Annotated in this window: 13 protein-coding genes; 10 read left to right on the forward strand and 3 right to left on the reverse strand. The window is 73.4% G+C overall.

The window, feature by feature from the left end; translation table 11 throughout:
- Nucleotides 1–114: 114 nt before the first annotated feature.
- The 6 genes from E4U92_RS13125 (at nt 115) to E4U92_RS13150 (ending at nt 7615) form a co-directional block, all read left to right on the forward strand.
- On the forward strand, nt 115–1113 hold the full coding sequence (locus E4U92_RS13125; RefSeq protein ID WP_229862004.1) for an ArsR/SmtB family transcription factor: 999 nt from the start codon (nt 115–117) through the stop codon (nt 1111–1113).
- Between the two features lie 169 nt (nt 1114–1282).
- The gene (locus E4U92_RS13130; RefSeq protein ID WP_137300547.1) at nt 1283–4546 is read left to right on the forward strand and encodes an amidohydrolase family protein; all 3264 of its coding nucleotides are present in this window, start codon (nt 1283–1285) and stop codon (nt 4544–4546) included.
- Nucleotides 4547–4654: 108 nt separating this feature from the next.
- Nucleotides 4655–5416, forward strand: coding sequence for a dienelactone hydrolase family protein (locus E4U92_RS13135; RefSeq protein WP_137300548.1), 762 nt, complete (start codon nt 4655–4657; stop codon nt 5414–5416).
- Between the two features lie 145 nt (nt 5417–5561).
- The gene (locus E4U92_RS13140; protein WP_137300549.1) at nt 5562–5867 is read left to right on the forward strand and encodes a hypothetical protein; all 306 of its coding nucleotides are present in this window, start codon (nt 5562–5564) and stop codon (nt 5865–5867) included.
- Between the two features lie 468 nt (nt 5868–6335).
- Nucleotides 6336–7358 (forward strand): SH3 domain-containing protein, encoded by a 1023-nt coding sequence (locus E4U92_RS13145; protein WP_174863840.1) that lies wholly within the window; start codon nt 6336–6338, stop codon nt 7356–7358.
- An 86-nt stretch (nt 7359–7444) separates the two neighbouring features.
- Entirely contained in the window at nt 7445–7615 is a 171-nt protein-coding gene (locus E4U92_RS13150) for a hydrophobic protein (RefSeq protein ID WP_137300540.1), read from the forward strand.
- Between the two features lie 230 nt (nt 7616–7845).
- On the opposite strand, the gene E4U92_RS13155 is transcribed toward E4U92_RS13150, so the two are convergent.
- The gene (locus tag E4U92_RS13155) at nt 7846–8154 is read right to left on the reverse strand and encodes a hypothetical protein (RefSeq protein ID WP_137300550.1); all 309 of its coding nucleotides are present in this window, start codon (nt 8152–8154) and stop codon (nt 7846–7848) included.
- Between the two features lie 474 nt (nt 8155–8628).
- Between E4U92_RS13155 and E4U92_RS13160 the strand changes: the two genes are divergently transcribed.
- The 4 genes from E4U92_RS13160 to E4U92_RS13175 all read left to right on the forward strand — a co-directional run bounded on the left by E4U92_RS13160 (nt 8629) and on the right by E4U92_RS13175 (nt 14880).
- Nucleotides 8629–9315 (forward strand): hypothetical protein, encoded by a 687-nt coding sequence (locus E4U92_RS13160; protein WP_137300551.1) that lies wholly within the window; start codon nt 8629–8631, stop codon nt 9313–9315.
- Between the two features lie 120 nt (nt 9316–9435).
- Nucleotides 9436–10239: a formate/nitrite transporter family protein gene (locus E4U92_RS13165; RefSeq protein WP_137300552.1), complete on the forward strand. Its 804-nt coding sequence runs from the start codon at nt 9436–9438 to the stop codon at nt 10237–10239.
- Nucleotides 10240–10402: 163 nt separating this feature from the next.
- Nucleotides 10403–11740 (forward strand): 6-phospho-beta-glucosidase, encoded by a 1338-nt coding sequence (locus E4U92_RS13170; RefSeq protein ID WP_137300553.1) that lies wholly within the window; start codon nt 10403–10405, stop codon nt 11738–11740.
- Nucleotides 11741–11799: 59 nt separating this feature from the next.
- Nucleotides 11800–14880: an alpha-mannosidase gene (locus E4U92_RS13175; RefSeq protein WP_137300554.1), complete on the forward strand. Its 3081-nt coding sequence runs from the start codon at nt 11800–11802 to the stop codon at nt 14878–14880.
- Nucleotides 14881–15191: 311 nt separating this feature from the next.
- Here the strand turns inward: E4U92_RS13175 and E4U92_RS13180 are convergent, their stop codons facing one another.
- Nucleotides 15192–16880: a carbohydrate binding domain-containing protein gene (locus E4U92_RS13180; RefSeq protein ID WP_137300555.1), complete on the reverse strand. Its 1689-nt coding sequence runs from the start codon at nt 16878–16880 to the stop codon at nt 15192–15194.
- Nucleotides 16881–17065: 185 nt separating this feature from the next.
- On the reverse strand, nt 17066–18193 hold the full coding sequence (locus E4U92_RS13185; protein ID WP_137300556.1) for an ATP-grasp domain-containing protein: 1128 nt from the start codon (nt 18191–18193) through the stop codon (nt 17066–17068).
- Nucleotides 18194–18267: the final 74 nt, after the last annotated feature.

The following is an 18267-nucleotide window of genomic DNA, read 5'->3' on the forward strand; positions in this document are numbered from 1 at the left end:
CCGCCCCCCCCGTGCGCGAACTGGGGAGTCGCCGTGCGCGCATTGGTGCCCGTGACCTGCCGACCGTCCCTACGGTGAGCGTGATCCATGGTCGTCACCCCCCACCGAGGACCCATGCTCCGTATTCATTTCGACTGGCGTGACCTGCAGGGCGTACGGGTCGCCCAGCAGCCCGACCCGTTATGGGAGTTGATGTGCGCGACCTGCCGCTGGCAGACCCGTCAAGGCCCCCTGGAGTTCGGACACTGGCACAGGGAGGTCAGGCAGCGGCTGCCCCGCGACGTCCGGGCCGCCCACGCGCTGCGCGTCCTGAGCGCGTACGTCCCGACCTCCGGCTACATCCCCGACTTCCTGACCCCTCCCGTCACGGGGGAGGGGCTGGACTCCTCGCTGGACGCCGTGCGGGCGACGCCGCGCGAGCGGGTGAGGGGCGAGCTCGCCCGCCTCGTCGGGTCCCGGACCGCCTCCGCCGAGGTGAGAGGCACCACTGATCCGACGGGCCTCTCGCTCGGCCCCCTGACCGACGTCATGCGGCGCTCCTTCCGGACCCTCCTGGAGCCCTACTGGGACCACGTGCGCGCCGCGGTCAGCGACGACGTGTCGCTGCGCACGCGGACGCTGCTGGAGGGGGGTACCGGGGCCCTGCTGGACGGGCTGCGCCCCTTCGCCCGGTGGAAGCCGCCCTACCTCGAAGTCGACTATCCCGCCGACCGGGAACTGCGCCTGGAGGGCCGGGGCCTGGTGCTCGTACCCTCCTACTTCTGCTGGCGCAGGCCCACGGCGCTGGCGGACCCCGGGCTCGATCCGGTCCTCGTCTATCCCGTGGTGAAGCAGCAGATCGAGATCCTGCGCACCGGCGAGGAGAGGCTGGACCGCCTGCTGGGCCGCACCCGTACCGCTGTCCTCCTCGACGTCGCGAACCGCCGGGCGCGGACCACGACGGAGGTGGCGGACGCCCTGCGGCTGGCTCTCGCCACCGCCAGCTACCAGATCGGCGTCCTGCGCGGGGCCGGCCTGATCGTGAGCCATCGGGACGGCAAGCATGTGGAGCATTCGGTCACACCGTTGGCGCACGCCCTACTGGCAGGCACGGGGACGGCGGGCCGAGTCTGACCGGAGGACGGATTCCGCGCCCGCGGGACCACCACCGCGGGCGCGGGCAGCAATGAACCGGAGCCGGATCCCGCCATCACCGCAGCCGGATCCCCCCACCACCGGAGCCACCCCCCGCCACGGCAGCCACCCCCCACCGGAGCCACCCCCCACCACCGGAGCCCACCCCATGACCACAGCGACGCCCGGACCCCCCGCCGAACCCGCTCACCCGACCGGACCCGACACCCCCGACCTCCCCGACGCGCCGGAGGGGAGGCGGCCGTCCGCGGGGGTCACCCGGCGGGCCCTCCTGGGCGCGGCGGCCCTCGGCGGTGCGGGTGCCGCGCTCGCTCCGTCCACGGCGTCCCCCGCGGCGGCCGCGCCACCGGCCACCGTGCCGGACGAGGCGGGCGCCGAAAAGGGGCCGTACACCCGGACGTTGACGTTCACCACCGGCACCAACGCCTCCGCGACGGTCTCGCCCGACGGCACCGGGCTCGTCATCGAAGTGCAGGGTGTGCTCTGGTCGTTGCCCAGGAGCGGGGGCACGGCGACCGCGCTGACCGCCCCCGACCTGGAGCCGACCCGGCCCGCCTGGTCGCCGGACGGCTCGGCGATCGCCTTCTGCGCGTACCGCGGCGGCGGCTTCCACGTGTGGACGATGGCCCCGGACGGCGCCCACCCGCGCCGGCTCACCTCCGGCCCCTGGGACGACCGGGGCGTGTCCTGGTCGCCGGACGGCACCCGGATCGCCTTCGCCTCCGAGCGCGGCGGCGACCCGGTGCGGGGCAGCTCGTACGACATCTGGACCGTGGACGTGGCGGGCGGCGAGCTGACCCGCCTGACCAGCCGGCCCGACGTCGAGGACTACGACCCCGCCTGGCACCCGGACGGCGACCGCGTCCTCTTCGTCCGCGCGGACGCCGCCGGGGCCCGCACCCTCGCCTCCGTACCGGCCGGGGGCGGCGAGGTCACCACGGTCCGCACCGTCGGCACCGGCGCGCTGATGTGCCCCGCCGTCTCCCGGGACGGCCGCGTGGCCCACGTGTGGACCGCCGGCGGAACCCGGGCCGCCGCCGCGACGTCGAGCCTGGTCGTGGACGGCCGGACCGTCTCGGGCACCGAGGACGTCTCGCCGCTCCCGCCCTACTGGACGCCGGACGGCGGCCTGCTCTACTTCGCCGACGGCCGGCTCAAGGCCCTGGACCCCGCGCTGCAACCGGCCCGGGACGTGCCGTTCACCGCCTCGCTCGACGTCCCCCGGCCCGAGTACCGCCGCAAGACACGTGACTTCGACTCCACCGCGCGCAAGGCGGTGCGCGGCATCCACCTCCCGGCGCTCTCCCCCGACGGCGCATCCGTCGTCTTCGCCGCCCTGAACGCCCTGTGGCTGATGCCCCTCGGCACGCGGCCCCGCAAGCTGTTCCAGGCGGCTCCCTCCCGGTACGTGCGAATGCCCTCCTGGTCCAGGGACGGCAGGAGCATCGTCTACGCGTACGACGGGGACGCCGGCGGAGACGGTCTGGCCGCCGTCCACCGGCTGCGCCCCGACACCGGCGAGGACACCGTGCTCGCCACCGGGGGCCGTCTCAACCCCGCCCTCTCCCCGGACGGCGACCGGCTCGCCTGCCAGGACACCACCGGGAACCTCCTCGTCGTCGACCTCGCCTCCGGCACCGAAACCCGGCTCGCCGCACCCCTCGGCGGCAACGGCCTGCCCGGTCGCCCCAGTTGGTCCCCGGACGGCCGCTACCTCGCGCTGTGCGACCGCAACCGGCTGAACCAGCGGTTCCGTGAGGGCTACAACGTGATCCGTGTGATCGACACCCGGGACGGCTCCGCCACCGCCTTCCTGCCGTTGCCCCACACCTCGGTGTCCGACCGCTGCGACAGCGGACCGGTGTGGTCGCCCGACGGAACCGCGATGGCGCTGGTCGTGGAGTCCGCGCTGTGGGTGCTGCCCGTCGGCACGGACGGCACGCCCGCCGGCCGGCCGCGGCGCATCACCGACGAACCGGCCGACCACCCGTCCTGGTCCGGCGACTCCCGCCGCCTGCTCTACCTCTGCGGCGGACGGCTGCGGCTGGTCGCCCGCGACGGCACCGGGCGCCGTACCCTCCCCGTCCCCCTGGCGGCCGCCCGCCGCCTGCCGCCCCGCACCGACGTGACCCGGGTGCACGCCGGACGGCTGTGGGACGGCACGGGGGAGACCGTCCACGAGGACGTCGACATCGTCATCACCGGCAACCGCATCACCGCCGTCGAACGCCACCGCACCGGCGCGGGGCGAGCGGGGGAGCGGCGGATCGACGCCTCGGCGAGCACCGTCGTCCCGGGCCTGTGGGACTCCCACACCCACCCGTACCAGAATATCTACGGCGGCCGTCAGAACAGCCTCATGCTCGCCTACGGCGTCACCACCACCGTCTCCCTGGGCGGCTTCGCCCACGAAGGGGCCCGCCTGCGCGAGGCGTCCGACAGCGGCGCCGTCGCCGGACCGCGGCTGCTCACCACCGGCGAACTCATCGACGGCAGCCGGGTCGCGTACAGCATGGGCCGCGCGCACCACACCGCCGACGGACTGCGGCGCACGCTGCGCCGTGCCGTCGCGCTCGACTACGACTTCGTCAAGACCTACGTCCGGGCCCCCGCACGGACCATGGCGGAGGCGGCCCGCACCGCCCACGAGGAGCTGGGCGTCCCGGCCGGGAGCCACCTGCTGACGCCCGGCGTCCAGGTCGGCCAGGACCTGACGACGCACCTGACGGCGACCCAGCGCCAGGAGTACGGCCGCTCGGCGTCCGCCACCGGGCACTCCTACGAGGACGTCCACGCCGTCTACCGCGGCGGCCGCTTCGAGATCATCGTCACGCCCTTCAACGCCCTCTACCTGCTCGGCGACGACCCGGCCCTGGCCGACGACCCCCGGGTGACCGTCCTCATGCCCCCGTGGGACACGGTCACCGTCCAGGCCCTGGCCCGGTCCCGGCCCACCGAGGACCAACTGCGCGACCTGGGCGGGGAGATGGCCACCTACCGCCGGATCGTCACCGAGGGCGGCACGCTCGCCCTGGGCACCGACTCCCCGCTGACCCCCGTCGGCCTCCAGCTCCACCTCGGCCTGCGCGCCCTCCACCGGTACGGCGGTCTGTCCCCCGCGCAGGCCCTGCGCACCGCCACCGTCGTACCCGCCCGGATGTTCGGCGCCGAGGACGACCTGGGCACCGCGGAACCCGGCAAGCTGGCCGACCTCACGGTGGTCGACGGCGATCCCTTCCGGGACTTCACCGACCTGACACGCGTGTCCTGGGTGATGCGCGACGGCATCGTGCACCGCCGGGAGGACGTGATCGGCCCCCACCGGCTCACCGCCGGGCGGGCGGGCGGCGACACCGAGCACTGGCGGGAGGTCGGCCGGCTCCTCCGCAGCGAGAGTTGCTGCGCACCCTGACGGCCCCGGTTGTCACGGGAGTTCCCGACACCGGTCTCCGCCACACCGCCGCTCTGCCGCTGGCAGAACACCGGCCCGCCGGACCCCGACGCTCGCTACGGTCCCCTCATGACGACAGCGACGACGGCGACGACGGCGACGACGGCTACGGCGGTGACGACGCGCACGGTGGAGTACCCGGCCGACGGGCTGACCATGATCGGCCACCTCGCGGTCCCGGCCGGGGCCGGCCGCGCGCCCGCGGTCCTCGTCGGACCCGAGGGCCCCGGACTCAGCGACGTCGACCGCCGCCGGGCCGACGCGCTGGCCGGGGCGGGGTACGTGGCGCTCGCCTTCGACCTGCACGGCGGGCGCTGGTTCGCCGACCCCGACGAGATGCTCGCGCGGTGCATGCCGCTGCTCGCCGATCCCGAGCGGCTGCGGGACATCGGCCACGCGGCGCTCGCCGTGCTGCGGGCCGAACCGCGCACCGACCCCGACCGGATCGCTGCCGTCGGCTATGGCACCGGCGGCGCGGTCGGCCTGGAACTCGGACGCGACGGCGTGGACCTGCGGGCCATCGCGACGGTCAACGCGCTGACGACGGGCCGGCCGGGCGAGTCGGCCCGCATCCGCTGCCCGGTGTGGGCCGGGGTCGGGTCGGAGGACCCGATCATGCCGCCCGCCCAACGGGAGGCGTTCACCGCCGAGATGCAGGCCGCGGGCGTCGACTGGCGCCTCGTGGTCTACGGCGGCGCCCTGCACGCCTTCCACCACCCGCTGGCCGACCGGAGCCCGCTGCCCGGCGTCGGCCACCACCCGCGCCACGCGCAGCGGGCCTGGCGCGACGTCGTCGACCTGCTCACCGAGTGCGTCCCCGTCACGGGGTGACCCGAAAAAATTGTCATGGTCACGAGTTGACGGAGTGTTTAGCGCGGCCGGTTCGGGCCACTCGGGGGAGGCAACGCTGATCTTGACACTGTCCCCACCGCGGAGCACCTCGGGCGCTCCGCACCACCTGAAAGGTGCCTTCTTCATGAGCGCTGTGAATCCGGTCGGCAACGCAGGCCACCACACGGGCACCGACGCCGCTCTCCACCGGCCGCGCAGGCTGACGACCGAGACCAAGGCCGCCTTCAAGACCACCGAGTTCTTCGCCTACGTCGCCGCGGTCGTCGCGGTGCTGATCGCCTCCATGGTCGTCGGGGACGACGACGGCCACGCCGACTACTTCCGCGCCGACAGGGCGTGGCTGTACATCGTGGTCCTCACCGTCGGCTACATGATCAGCCGGGGTCTGGCCAAGTCCGGCAGCCGCGACCCCTACGACGAGTCCCGCTGACGACGCTCCGCCGGTCCCGCCCCGTGCCCGGCCGGCAACCCGGTCGACAACCCGGTCGACAACTGAGGCCGTTGCGCCTCGTACAGACGGTCCCCGCACTCGTGAAGAGGCGGGGACCGTCCGCATGTGCTGGGGGGAAGCGTGGAAAAGGGGCGGCCCCGCCACGGGGGGAGGTGGCGGGGCCGGAGCGCTCGGAGGGGGAGCCGAGCTGCTGTCGGTGTGCTGGTGCCCCGAGACGGCAGGGGTATTCCTCCTTCCGTGCACATCGGCCGGCTGCCTTTCCGGACGCCTCCTAGCAGACGCCCGGCACTTCCTCTCCGGGGCCGTGGCGCGGACGGCCCAAGGGGCGGCCGCGATGACCCGGACGGCGGCATCCGGAACGTTCCGGGATGGCAGCCCGCGGCACCGGCCGGTAGGGCTTCGGTCAGAGCCATCCGTTTCCGCGAAGCCCGATTGGGGAGATCCCTGGTGCCCTCCACCACCCGCCGACTCATACGCGGTCTGTGCGCCCTGCTCGTCGCCGGCGGCCTGCCGCCCGCCACCGCCGCCGCCACCGACGGCCCCGCCGAACCACCCGCCGCCACGCAGCCGGCGGACGACTGGCGCGTGGACCTCGACGCCGTCGCGGCCGACCAGCACAACATCGGCCACCGCCCGGACGGTCTCACCATCGACGACCGCAGGGCGCGCACCCGGTCCGCCCCCGGCAAGGCGTACGCCGTGTACACCGCGCCGGCCCAGAGCCTCGGCCGGCAGGCGAACGTCTTCACCGTCACCCGGCAGGCCCAGGTGCCCGCGGGCACCCAGGTGGTGACCGAGGTGCGCGGCAGCGCCCACCCGGGCCGGTGGACGCAGTGGAGCACCCCCGACGCCGACGGCCGGCTGCGGCTGCCGGAGACCGTCTCCGTCCTCCAGGTGCGGGTGACCCTGCTCGGCAGCGGCACCGCCGCCCCGGTCGTCTCCGACGTCGGCGTGCACGCCGAACCGGAGCGGTCCGACACACGGCCGAACGAGGACACGACCGGCACGGCGTCGCCGACCTACCGGCTCTTCGCCACCCGCGAGGGCCTGACCGGGCAGACCACGGCCAACGGCCATGTCATCCGGTCCCGCGACCACTTCGTGGCCCTGCCGTCGAGGCGGATGCTGGCCTCCAAGGGCGGCACCGAGTACCGGGTCAGGCTGTGCTACGCGCGCACCGGCCGCTGCGAGACGGCCCCCGTGTGGGACGTGGGCCCCTGGAACACCCGGGACGACTACTGGAACCCGCCCACGCAACGGCAGATGTGGTACGACCTGCCCCAGGGCACCCCCGAGTCGCAGGCGGCCTACCAGTCCGGCTACAACGACGGCCTCGACGAGTTCGGCCGCCGGGTCGCCAACCCCGCCGGCATCGACCTGGCCGACGGCACCTTCTGGGACGGCCTCGGCCTGACCGACAACGACTGGGTCGACGTCACCTTCCAGCCGGCCGAGGACGGCGGCAAGTAGGCCGGCGACGGCCGGAGAACGACCTCACGTTCCGTGGGCGTGCGCGACGGAAGTCGGGGCATTGGTTGGCCAGGAGGTTGATGACTATGGTTCCCCTGCTTCTGGTTCTGCTGCTGGCTCTGATCCTCTTCGGTGCGGGTTTCGCGCTGAAGGCCCTGTGGTGGATCGCGATCTTCGTGCTGGTCGTGTGGCTGCTCGGCTTCGTCGTCCGTTCCGCGGACGGTGCGGGCCGCAGGGGCCGTTGGTACCGCTGGTAGAAGCGCGCCGCGCGCGAGCGGTGGTGGGGCCCGGCCGGGGTGCGGCCGGGCCCCACTCGCGTAAGGAGCCCTTCTGGCACACCGGTTGGGAGGGAACGGGCGTATCGGACGCACCGCGGGGTACGTGAGTCATGCACCGGCCCCGCGGACCCAGCAGGGGAACCCTGCACCTCCTGTCCGCGGGGCCGGTGCTCCGGTGCGAGGTGCCGGTCCCGGCCGGCCCCCTGGCGCTACGGCGCGATGCGGGCCCTCGCGGCCAGCGCCCTCTCCAGGACCTTCGCCCGGAAGGGGTTCGCGCGGTCGAGGGCCGTCGCCACCGCCACCGCCTCGTCGAGCAGGGCCAGCCGCCGTCCGGGGACCTCCCGCACCCGGGGTGAACCGCTCTCCTCCACCAGGACGTACGCCAGTTTCGACCCGTACACCTCGGGCTCGACGCGCGCCAGCAGGCGGTAGATCCACAGCCCCTCGGTGCCCCGCACCACCCGCCGGTTGGCACCGAGCAGCCTGACCTTCGCCAGCATCACCATGTCCTGATCCATCGATCCCCTTCGTCCCCGCTCCCCGCGGCCGGCGCCTGTCCCACGGCGGGAGGCACGACGAACGCGCCGGCAGCCGGTGACGGATGCCGGCACCTGGGCCGGAGGGAGGATGACGACGAGTCTGCGGTCACGGCACCACCCGCAACAAGGCCGTGGGGGCGTGCCCTTCGTCCTACCGGAACCCGCCTCCCAGCAGGCATGATGGACCTGACACTCTCCCGCGCCCCGCCCGCACGCGTCACCCGCGGTGCCCCGGGCGGCGTCGGCGCGGAGGAAGACCGCTCCCCGGCTCCCCACGCCCCCGCCGCCACGCTAGGGTCAGCGGGCGAAATCAGGCCACGCAGGCGTGAACTCCTCGGGCGGACGTGCAACTGACGACGGCTGGAAGTCGTCCTTTGCGGCGAGCCGTCGAGGCAAGGCACACCAGCACGCCGTCGAGGCACACCAGTACTGGGACACCAGGGGGGACACATCATGAGCGTGACGTCGAGCAAGAGCGGGCGCAGACCGGGAGCCGTCCGGGCGGCCGTACTGGCCGCCTGCGCGGTGGGGACGCTGGTCCTCACCGGCTGCAACGGCGACGACGTGGCAGGTGCGGACACCGGCACCGGCCCGACGACGGCGGGGACCGCCGTCCCGAGCCCGGCGGGCACCGGCGGCAAGGCGCCGACCACCGCCGCGGCGAGCAAGAAGCCGGCCACCGGGGCGACCTCGGGCTCGGGCGGCGCCGCCAAGTCCCCGGGATCAGCCCCGGCCGCGTCCGCGTCGTCCGCTCCCGAGGGGCCGGGCGCGGCCGGCGCGGACGACGACGGCTGCGACCACAAGATGCCCATCTCGCCCGACGAGGTCGCGGTCTACCGCTACACCCCGGAAGGGGGATCCCTCAGCCTCATCGTCAAGCACGGCAACTGGGGCTGCGGATCGCCCGACTCCGACGGCCCGCCGTTCGAGACGGTCGGCAAGGAGACGTTCATCCCGATGGACCAGGCCGCGTACGTCACCGTGACCAACCCCATCGTGGAGAGCACCGAGAACCAGCACATCGGCGTGCAGGAGTTCCTCGACTGGCTGGAGGCGAACCCCGACTCCGGGCTCGTCTTCACCTACCACCTGGGTGCCGACGGCGCCATCGACCGCCTCGACGAGGTCTTCACCCCGTAACGGCTCTCCCGGGTCCCCGGCCCCCGGGCACCCTGTGCGGCCGAGCGGCGGGCGTGCCCTTCGCCACCGAGAATCGAAGGGCACGTTTCCCGCGGTGACGCCCAGGACCGGAGGAGCCCCATGGACCCGGAAGACCCGATCATGCAGGGACCCGGTGAGCGCAGGGTCGCCGAGGCGGCGGAGCGGATCGTGGCCGAGGGCCGGCCACGGCTGCACCGCACCTGGACGTCGCTGGTGGCCACCTCCCTGCTGGGCGGGATCGACGTCGGGATCGGCGTCATGGTGCTGCTGTTCGTGCGGCACGAGACCGGCAGCGAGCTCCTGGCCGGACTGGCCTTCTCCATGGGCCTGATCGCCCTGCTGCTCGGGCACAGCGAACTCTTCACGGAGGGGTTCCTGGTGCCCGTCGCCACCGTCGTCGCGGGCGCGGCCACCTGGCTGGACCTGCTGCGGATGTGGGGAACGGTCCTGGTGATGAACCTGCTCGGCGGATGGGTGTTCATGTGGCTGGTGATGCGGGCCTTCCCGGAGCTGCACGGCACCGCGGCCGCCTCGGGGGCCACGTACGTCGACGGGGGCTACACCCTGGGCACCTTCTGCCTCGCGGTGCTGGGCGGCGGCGTCATCACCCTCATGACCCGGATGCACCACGGCAGCGAGTCCATGACCGGGAAGATCACCGCGTCGGTCGTCACCGCGTTCACGCTGGCCGGACTCGGACTGTGGCACTCGGTGCTGGACTCCCTCATCGCGTTCGCCGGCCTGCACACCGGCAACGCGCCCTACGGCTACCCCGACTGGCTGACGTGGCTGGCCTGGGCGGTGCTCGGCAACATCGTCGGCGGCCTCCTGCTCACCACGGCGCTGCGCCTGATCCGCAGCGCCCCCGTCCTGAGCGACGACGACGGACGGGCGGCTTCCTGACGGCCCGAGGCATGCGTCACGGGAATCACGCGGCGCCCGGCGACCTTGGTCCATAGTCGAACAGGTGGTCCACGAGGGAAGAGAACGCCCCGGTGCACGCGGCGACCCGGCCCTCCCCAAAGGAGGCGGGCGTCGAGGTGGCCGTGGCAGGAGAGGCGCAGGCGTGAAACTGACGATTCTGGGCGGCGGCGGGTTCCGGGTGCCGCTCGTGTACGGGGCGCTGCTGACCGACCGCGGCCCGGGCCGGGTGACGGAGGTCGTGCTGCACGACCTCGACGACAGCCGACTGCGTGCGGTCGCCCGTGTCCTGGACGAACAGGCGTCGGCCGTCGGCGACGCCCCCCGGGTCACGGCGACCACCGACCTCGACGAGGCCCTGCGCGGCGCCGACTTCGTCTTTTCCGCCATCCGTGTCGGCGGCCTGGAGGGACGTGCCGACGACGAGCGGGTGGCCCTCGCCGAAGGCGTGCTCGGCCAGGAGACGGTCGGCGCGGGCGGCATCGCCTACGGCCTGCGGACCGTGCCCGTCGCCGTGGACATCGCCCGGCGGGTCGCCCGCCTCGCCCCCGACGCCTGGGTCATCAACTTCACCAACCCCGCCGGCCTCGTCACCGAGGCCATGTCCCGCCACCTCGGCGACCGCGTCATCGGCATCTGCGACTCCCCGGTCGGCCTCGGCCGCCGCATCGCCCGGGTGCTCGGCGCCGACCCGCAGCAGGCGTGGATCGACTACGTCGGCCTCAACCACCTCGGCTGGGTGCGCGGCCTGCGCGTGGCCGGCCGGGACGAACTGCCGCGGCTGCTCGCCGACCCCCACCTGCTCGGCTCCTTCGAGGAGGGCAAGCTCTTCGGCGCCGACTGGCTCCGCTCGCTCGGCGCGATCCCCAACGAGTACCTGCACTACTACTACTTCAACCGCGAGGCGGTGCACGCCTACCAGCAGGCCGAGCGCACCCGCGGTGCCTTCCTGCGGGACCAGCAGGCCCGCTTCTACGCGCGGGTCGGGACGCCCGGCACCAGCGCCCTGGAGCTGTGGGACCGCACCCGCGCCGAGCGCGAGGCCACCTACATGGCCGAGAACCGCGAGACCGCCGGCGCGGGCGAGCGCGACGCCGACGACCTCTCCGGCGGCTACGAGAAGGTCGCGCTCGCCCTGATGCGGGCCATCGCCCGCGACGAGCGCACCACGCTGATCCTCAACGTGCGCAACCGGCACACCCTCGCGGCCCTGGACACGGACGCCGTGATCGAGGTGCCCTGCCTGGTCGACGCGAGCGGCGCCCACTCGGTCTCCGTCGACCCGCTGCCCGGCCACGCCACCGGGCTGGTCTGCTCCGTCAAGGCCGTCGAGCGCGAGGTGCTCGCCGCCGCCGAGTCCGGCTCCCGCGCCACCGCGGTCAAGGCGTTCGCGCTGCACCCGCTGGTCGACTCGGTGAACGTCGCCCGTCGCCTGGTCGAGGGCTACCGCGCCGTCCACCCCGGGCTGGACTATCTGAAGTAACGCCCCGCGGACGGCGCTTCCCCCGTGGGTGCTCCCGTCGTCCTCCGAGGAGACCTCTCATGCACGACGAACGCCGCCGGATCGAGGGGCGCGTGGAGCGCCTCCACCAGCAGCGCATCAGGCCCGCGGTCCACGCCGCCCGCGTCCCCCTGGAGGTGCGGGCCTGGCAGGCGCCGGGCGAGCCGGTGCCGTTCGAGCAGGCCGCGGCCGCGTCCTACGAGCCGTTCGCCATGGACACCCCCTGGGGACCGCCGTGGGGCACCACCTGGTTCCGGATGCGCGGCACGGTCTCCGCCGAGTGGGCCGGCCGGCGCGTGGAGTCGGTCATCGACCTCGGCTTCGTGGGCGGCTGGCCCGGCAACCAGGCCGAGGCCCTGGTCCACCTCACCGACGGGACCCCGCTGAAGGCGGTCAACCCGCTCAACCGGTACGTCCCGGTCGCCCACCCGGCCGCCGGCGGCGAGAGCGTCGACTACCTGGTGGAGGCGGCCTCCAACCCGGACATCCTGGCGGACGGCTTCGCCGCGCCGACCCCGCTCGGCGACGTGCTGACGGCCGGCGACCGTCCGCTGTACACCTTCCGGCGGGCCGACCTCGCGATCCTCGACGAGGACGTCTGGCACCTCGACCTCGACGTGCAGGTGCTGCGCGAACTCATGGGGGAGCTGGACGACCACGACCCGCGCCGGCACGAGATCCTGCACGCCCTGGACCGCGCGATGGACCTGCTCGACCTGGACGACGTGGCCGGCTCCGCGGCCGCCGTACGGGAGTCCCTGCAACCGGTGCTGGCCAGGCCCGCCCACGCCAGCGCACACATCGTGTCCGGCGTCGGCCACGCGCACATCGACTCGGCGTGGCTGTGGCCGATCCGCGAGACCCGGCGCAAGATCGCCCGCACCTTCTCCAACGTCACCTCGCTCGCCGAGGAGTACCCGGAACTCGTCTTCGCCTGCTCCCAGGCCCAGCAGTACGCGTGGGTGCGCGACCACCACCCCCAGGTGTGGGCCCGCATCCAGGAGTCGGTCGAGAAGGGCCAGTGGGCGCCGGTCGGCGGCATGTGGGTGGAGGCCGACGGCAACCTGCCCGGCGGTGAGGCCATCGCCCGCCAACTCGTCCACGGCAAGCGCTTCTTCCTCGAGCACTTCGGCATCGAGACCAAGGGCGTGTGGCTGCCGGACTCCTTCGGCTACACCGCCGCCTACCCGCAGCTCGCCAGGCTCGCCGGCAACGAGTGGTTCCTCACCCAGAAGATCTCCTGGAACCAGACCAACACGTTCCCCCACCACACCTTCTGGTGGGAGGGCATCGACGGCACCCGCATCTTCACCCACTTCCCGCCGGTCGACACCTACAACGCCCGCTTCAGCGGCGAGGAGATGGCCCGCGCGGTGCGCAACTACGCCGAGAAGGGCGGCGCCCACCGCTCACTGGCCCCCTTCGGCTGGGGCGACGGCGGTGGCGGCCCCACCCGCGAGATCATGGAGCGGGCCCGGCGCCTGAGGGACCTGGAGGGCTCGGCCAGGGTCGAGATCGAGCACCCGGACGCGTTCTTCGCCAAGGCCCGCGCCGAGTACCCCGACGCCCCCGTGTGGGTCGGCGAGCTGTACCTGGAGCTGCACCGCGGCACCTACACCTCCCAGGCCCGCACCAAGCAGGGCAACCGCCGCAGCGAACACCTGCTGCGCGAGGCCGAGTTGTGGGCGACGACGGCCGCACTGCACGCGCCGGGCGGCTACACCTACCCGTACGACAGGCTGGACCGGCTGTGGAAGACGGTGCTGCTGCACCAGTTCCACGACATCCTGCCCGGCTCCTCGATCGCCTGGGTGCACCGTGAGGCCGAGGCCGAGTACGCGCGCGTCGCGGGGGAGCTGGAGGCGCTGACGGCCGAGGCGGTCGCGGCGCTCGGGGCGGGCGGCCCCCGGGTGTTCAACACGAGCCCCTACGACCGTACCGAGGTGATCCGGACCCCGGACGGCGCACCCGCGTACGTCGCGGTGCCCGCGGGCGGCAGCGCGCCGCTGACCGACGCCGCACCGCCGCGGCCGGTGACCGTCACGGTCACGGACGGCGGGCCGGTGCTCGACAACGGCTTCGTCCGCGTAAGGGTGGCCGACGACGGCACCCTGGCGTCCGTGTACGACCTGCGGGCCGGCCGCGAGGTCCTCGCCGAGGCGGGCAACCTGCTGCGCCTGCACACCGACCTGCCCAACCACTGGGACGCCTGGGACATCGACAAGCACTACCGCAACCGCTCCACCGACCTGCTGGACGCCGAGTCGGTCACCGTCGTCGAACAGGACCCGCTGGTCGGCGCCGTCCGTGTGGAGCGCGCCTTCGGCAAGGGCTCCCGGATCACCCAGACGGTCACCGTCCGCGCGGGCAGCCCCCGCGTCGACGTCGGGACCGACCTCGACTGGCACGAGGCCGAGAAGATCCTCAAGGCGGCCTTCCCGGTGGACGTGCGCGCCGCGCACTCCTCCGCGGAGATCCAGTTCGGCCACGTCCTGCGCCCCACCCACACCAACACGAGCTGGGAGGCGGCCCGTTTCGAGGTCTCCGGGCACCGCTGGGTGCACGTCGGCGAACCCGGCTACGGCGTCGCCGTCCTGAACGACTCCACCTACGGCCACGACGTCTCCCGCACGGTCCGCGAGGACGGCGGCACGACCACCACCGTCCGGCTCAGCCTGGTGCGCGCGCCGCGCATCCCGGACCCCGGCGCCGACCAGGGGCGCCACCGCTTCACCTACGCACTGCTGCCCGGCGCGAGCATCGCGGAGGCCGTCGCCGAGGGCTACGCGCTCAACCTGCCGCTGCGGGTGGCCGAGGCGGCCGGTGCCCCCGCACCGGTGGTCTCGGTGGAGGGCGACGGGGTGACCGTCGAGGCGGTCAAGCTCGCCGACGACCGCTCCGGAGACGTCGTCGTCCGGCTCTACGAGTCACGCGGCGGCCGCGCCCGGGGTGTCCTGCGCACCGGGTTCCCGCTCGCGGGCGCCCAGGTCACCGACCTGCTGGAGCGACCGCTGCCCGAGGCCGGCGCGGACGTCGTCGCCGGCGACGACGGCGAGGTCGGGATCGCTCTGCGCCCCTTCCAGATCCTCACGCTGCGCCTGCGCCGCGCCGAGGAGGGCTGACCGGACGGGGCGTGCGGCACCGGCCCGGAGGCGGACGCACCACCGGGTCGGCCGGTCGCTCCCCGTGACAGCGACCGACCGACCCGGCCCCCCGTTTCCCCCGTACCCCCCCCGGGCGGTGCTTCCCCCTGGTCCCCCGTGGTTCCCCCGCAGGCCCCCCGTGGACCCGTTCCCCCGTGGTTCCCCCGTTGTTCTTCACCACTAAGAGCACCGGCCCCGGCCCCTGATACACCCCGCGCGGAAAAAAGTTCCCCCGGTCCTGGGACCGGGGGAACCGCCGTGCCGAACCGCGGTGCGGGGAGGGGTTCGGCTCAGCCGGTGAAGCCCGCCGTGATGGAGGTGAACTGCCAGTTGTTCTGGCTGATGCCGGAGCAGTTGGAGGTCACGCCGCCGCCCGGGCAGGGCCGGTCACGGTTGACGGACCAGAAGGTGAGCCGGGCGATGTGGTGCGCGTTGGCCCAGTCGCGGATCTGGGTCCAGATCGCGGTGGTGGTGTTCTCCTGCTGGTCGGACAGGCCGTTCATGCCGGAGATGCCGATGTGCGCGTAGGCGGTGGCGTCGTCCCAGCCGAAGGTGGACTTCAGCTTGTTCTTCAGCCCCTCCGCCGCGTTGACGGTGTTGCCGTACATGTCCGAGCCGCCGCCGAAGTCGAACGGCATGATGGTGAAGACGTCGATGTCGGCGTTCAGCGACTTGGCCTGCTCGATGAGCCGGTTGCCGTAGTAGGACGGCCCGGTCGTCGAGGTGCCGAAGGTGACGATGGTCCGCAGGCCGGGGTTGTTGGTCTTGACCGTCTTCAGCGCGGTGAGGATCTTCGCCTGGACGGCCTCGTTCTCGAACTCGTCGGTGTTCTCGATGTCGAAGTCGATCGCCTTCAGGCCGTAGGCGTCGACCACCTTCTGGATGGCCCCGGCGAGGGCGCTCGCGGAGGAGCAGTTGGCGCCGAGCTTGCTGCCCGACCAGCCGCCGAACGACGGGACGATGTCACCGCCGGCCGAGCGGATCTGGTTGATCGCCGTCTGGTCGACGCCGCCCGTCAGCGGCCGGCTGCCGTCCCAGGAGGGGGTGCAGCCGCCGGAGTCCAGCACGAAGGCCATGGTGAACCACTTGATGCCGGTGGCGCTCATCACCGTCGCCGGGTTCGGCGGGTCGCCCCAGCCCTCGTAGAGGTAGGGCGCCGCCTGCTTGAAGCCGGTGCCGCCGCCCGTGCCCGCGTTCGTCGTCACGGTCACGGAGTTCGACGCCGGGGAGGCGTTGCCGGCGGCGTCGCGTGCCTTCACGGAGAACGTGTAGCTCGTGCTCGGCGACAGACCGCTGACCGTGGCGCTCGTCCCGGACACGCTCAGCACCTGGCTGGAGCCGCTGTAGACGTCGTACGCCGTGACGCCCACGTTGTCCGAGGCCGCGCCCCAGGACAGCGAGACGCTGGAGGAGGTCTTGCCGGTGGAGGTCAGACCGGTGGGCGCGGTCGGCGCCTGGGTGTCCGAACTGCCGCCCCCGCCGGGCCCGTCGAGGCTGATGTCGTCGGCGTAGTAGGTGCCCTGGGCGTACCAGCCGTGCACGTAGATCTTCGCGCTGGTCTGCGAGGCGCCGGTGGTGAAGGACACCGAGAGCTGGCTGTACGCCGACGGCGACGACGTCCAGGTCGAGGCACCGCCGTCGACGCCGAGGTAGACGTAGGAGCCGCGCACCCAACCGGTCAGCGCGTACGTCGTGTTGGGCTTGACGGCGACGGTCTGGCTGCACTGGGCGATGTCGCTCGACGTGACGGCTCCGGCGAGGGCCTTGGAGCCGCCGTGCACGGGGGAGGAGACGACCGAGCCGAGGTTGCCGGTGCAGGACCAGGGGGACAGACCGCCCGACTCGAAGCCGGGGTTGGACAGGACGTTGGCCGCCTGGGCGGTGCCGGGCAGGGCCACGGCCCCGCCGACGGCGAGAGCGGCTGCGCCGAGCAGGCCGAGGATCCGGCGCACGGGGCGTCTTGGGGGTATGGAGCGCACGCGATCTCCCTGGGGAAAGTGGGGTGGTTCGGGAGTGCACGGAAGTGCGAGGCGGCACGGGGGCCGTGCCGGGGTGGTGCGCAACCAAAGTGGTATGGACCAATCCCGGTGTCAAGCGGAACGACGGGATTGGTCCATACCGGTGGGCGAAGTGCCGAAGAAGCGCCTTTTGAGCCGTACTCGGATCAGAGGGGGAGCGGCGCCCCTGCGGCCGGCTCCACCGCGTCGGCGGGCGCGGGCACCGCGGGCAGCAGCGTCGCGGTCTCCTCCACCCGCTGCTGGGGCAGCGTCACCGGGCGCAGCGGACGCGCGCCCGACACCACGGTGTAGTCCTGCCCGAGGAACGGCGGCTCGATGGTGCCGGGGTCCTCGCCGAGCGCCAACTGCACGGCTGCCCAGGGGGCGTTGACGCCGCACAGGGCGAGCTGGTGCAGTCCGCCGGCCGGCCGGGTGTTGACGTCCATCAGGACCGGACGGCCGTCGTACATCCGGAACTGGATGTTGGACAGGTGGTGCAGCCCGAAGCCCTCGGCGATGCGGCGGGCCGGCTCCAGCCACTGCTCGTGCAGCGTGAACCCGCGCCGGCGCCCGTTCTTGGTGCGGCCGATCGCCATCCGGAGCACGTTGTCGCGGCCGGTGAGGCAGTCCACCGACACCTCGGGCTGCTCCAGGCGCGGCATCACCATCCAGTCCACCGGCTCCTCGGCCGACCGCAGCGCCTCGACGACCAGGTCGAGCGGGACGTACGGGCTGGGGAAGCCGGTGAGGTGGCTGAGCGAGAAGGGGGCGCGGGTGACCACCCGGAAGCCCACCCCGCCCGCGCCCGACGCGGGCTTGAAGCACGCCTTGTGCCCGGTGGCCTCCACCGCCTCGACGGCGGCGACCAGTTCGTCGGCGGTGCGGACCCGCCACCACGGCGGCACCGGCACCCCGATCGCCTGCACGGCCTCGTAGGCGATCACCTTGTCCTCGAAGACCGCGACGGCCTCCGGCGGCGGCGCCAGCAGGGCCGTGCCGGCCGCGGCGAAGTCCGCGCGGTGCGCCACGATCGCCGCCTGGTGCAGCCGGGGCACGAACACGTCGACGGAGCGGCGCCGGCACTGGTCGAGCGCGTACTCGACGTAGGCGGCGGGGGACAGGCCCTCCGGCTCCAGTTCGGCGGTGTCCGCGGCGGCCAGCACCGGCGAGTCCGGGTCGCCGTGCGTGGCGTGGATCTCGACCGCCCGATCGCTGGGATTCCTCCGCAGCTGATCCATGAAGAACACGTTCTCCGCGTACGTGCGGTTGAGCCAGACGCGTACGCGAGAGACCATGCAGGCCGCCTTTCACGGTCGGCGGGCAGGGCGAAGCTGGCCCGGCCCGGGCAGGGGGAAGTGGAGGTGCACCG

Source organism: Streptomyces galbus (genome assembly GCF_005280195.1).
Lineage (GTDB): Bacteria > Actinomycetota > Actinomycetes > Streptomycetales > Streptomycetaceae > Streptomyces > Streptomyces galbus.

Bases quoted from the DNA above. Each gene is read 5' to 3' on its own strand.
- E4U92_RS13140 (WP_137300549.1), top strand. From the start codon at position 5,562: ATGAGCGCTGTGAATCCGGTCGGCAACGCAGGCCACCACACGGGCACC.
- E4U92_RS13125 (WP_229862004.1), top strand. From the start codon at position 115: ATGCTCCGTATTCATTTCGACTGGCGTGACCTGCAGGGCGTACGGGTC.
- E4U92_RS13150 (WP_137300540.1), top strand. From the start codon at position 7,445: ATGGTTCCCCTGCTTCTGGTTCTGCTGCTGGCTCTGATCCTCTTCGGT.
- E4U92_RS13155 (WP_137300550.1), bottom strand. From the start codon at position 8,154: ATGGATCAGGACATGGTGATGCTGGCGAAGGTCAGGCTGCTCGGTGCC.
- E4U92_RS13130 (WP_137300547.1), top strand. From the start codon at position 1,283: ATGACCACAGCGACGCCCGGACCCCCCGCCGAACCCGCTCACCCGACC.
- E4U92_RS13135 (WP_137300548.1), top strand. From the start codon at position 4,655: ATGACGACAGCGACGACGGCGACGACGGCGACGACGGCTACGGCGGTG.
- E4U92_RS13175 (WP_137300554.1), top strand. From the start codon at position 11,800: ATGCACGACGAACGCCGCCGGATCGAGGGGCGCGTGGAGCGCCTCCAC.
- E4U92_RS13165 (WP_137300552.1), top strand. From the start codon at position 9,436: ATGGACCCGGAAGACCCGATCATGCAGGGACCCGGTGAGCGCAGGGTC.
- E4U92_RS13160 (WP_137300551.1), top strand. From the start codon at position 8,629: ATGAGCGTGACGTCGAGCAAGAGCGGGCGCAGACCGGGAGCCGTCCGG.
- E4U92_RS13185 (WP_137300556.1), bottom strand. From the start codon at position 18,193: ATGGTCTCTCGCGTACGCGTCTGGCTCAACCGCACGTACGCGGAGAAC.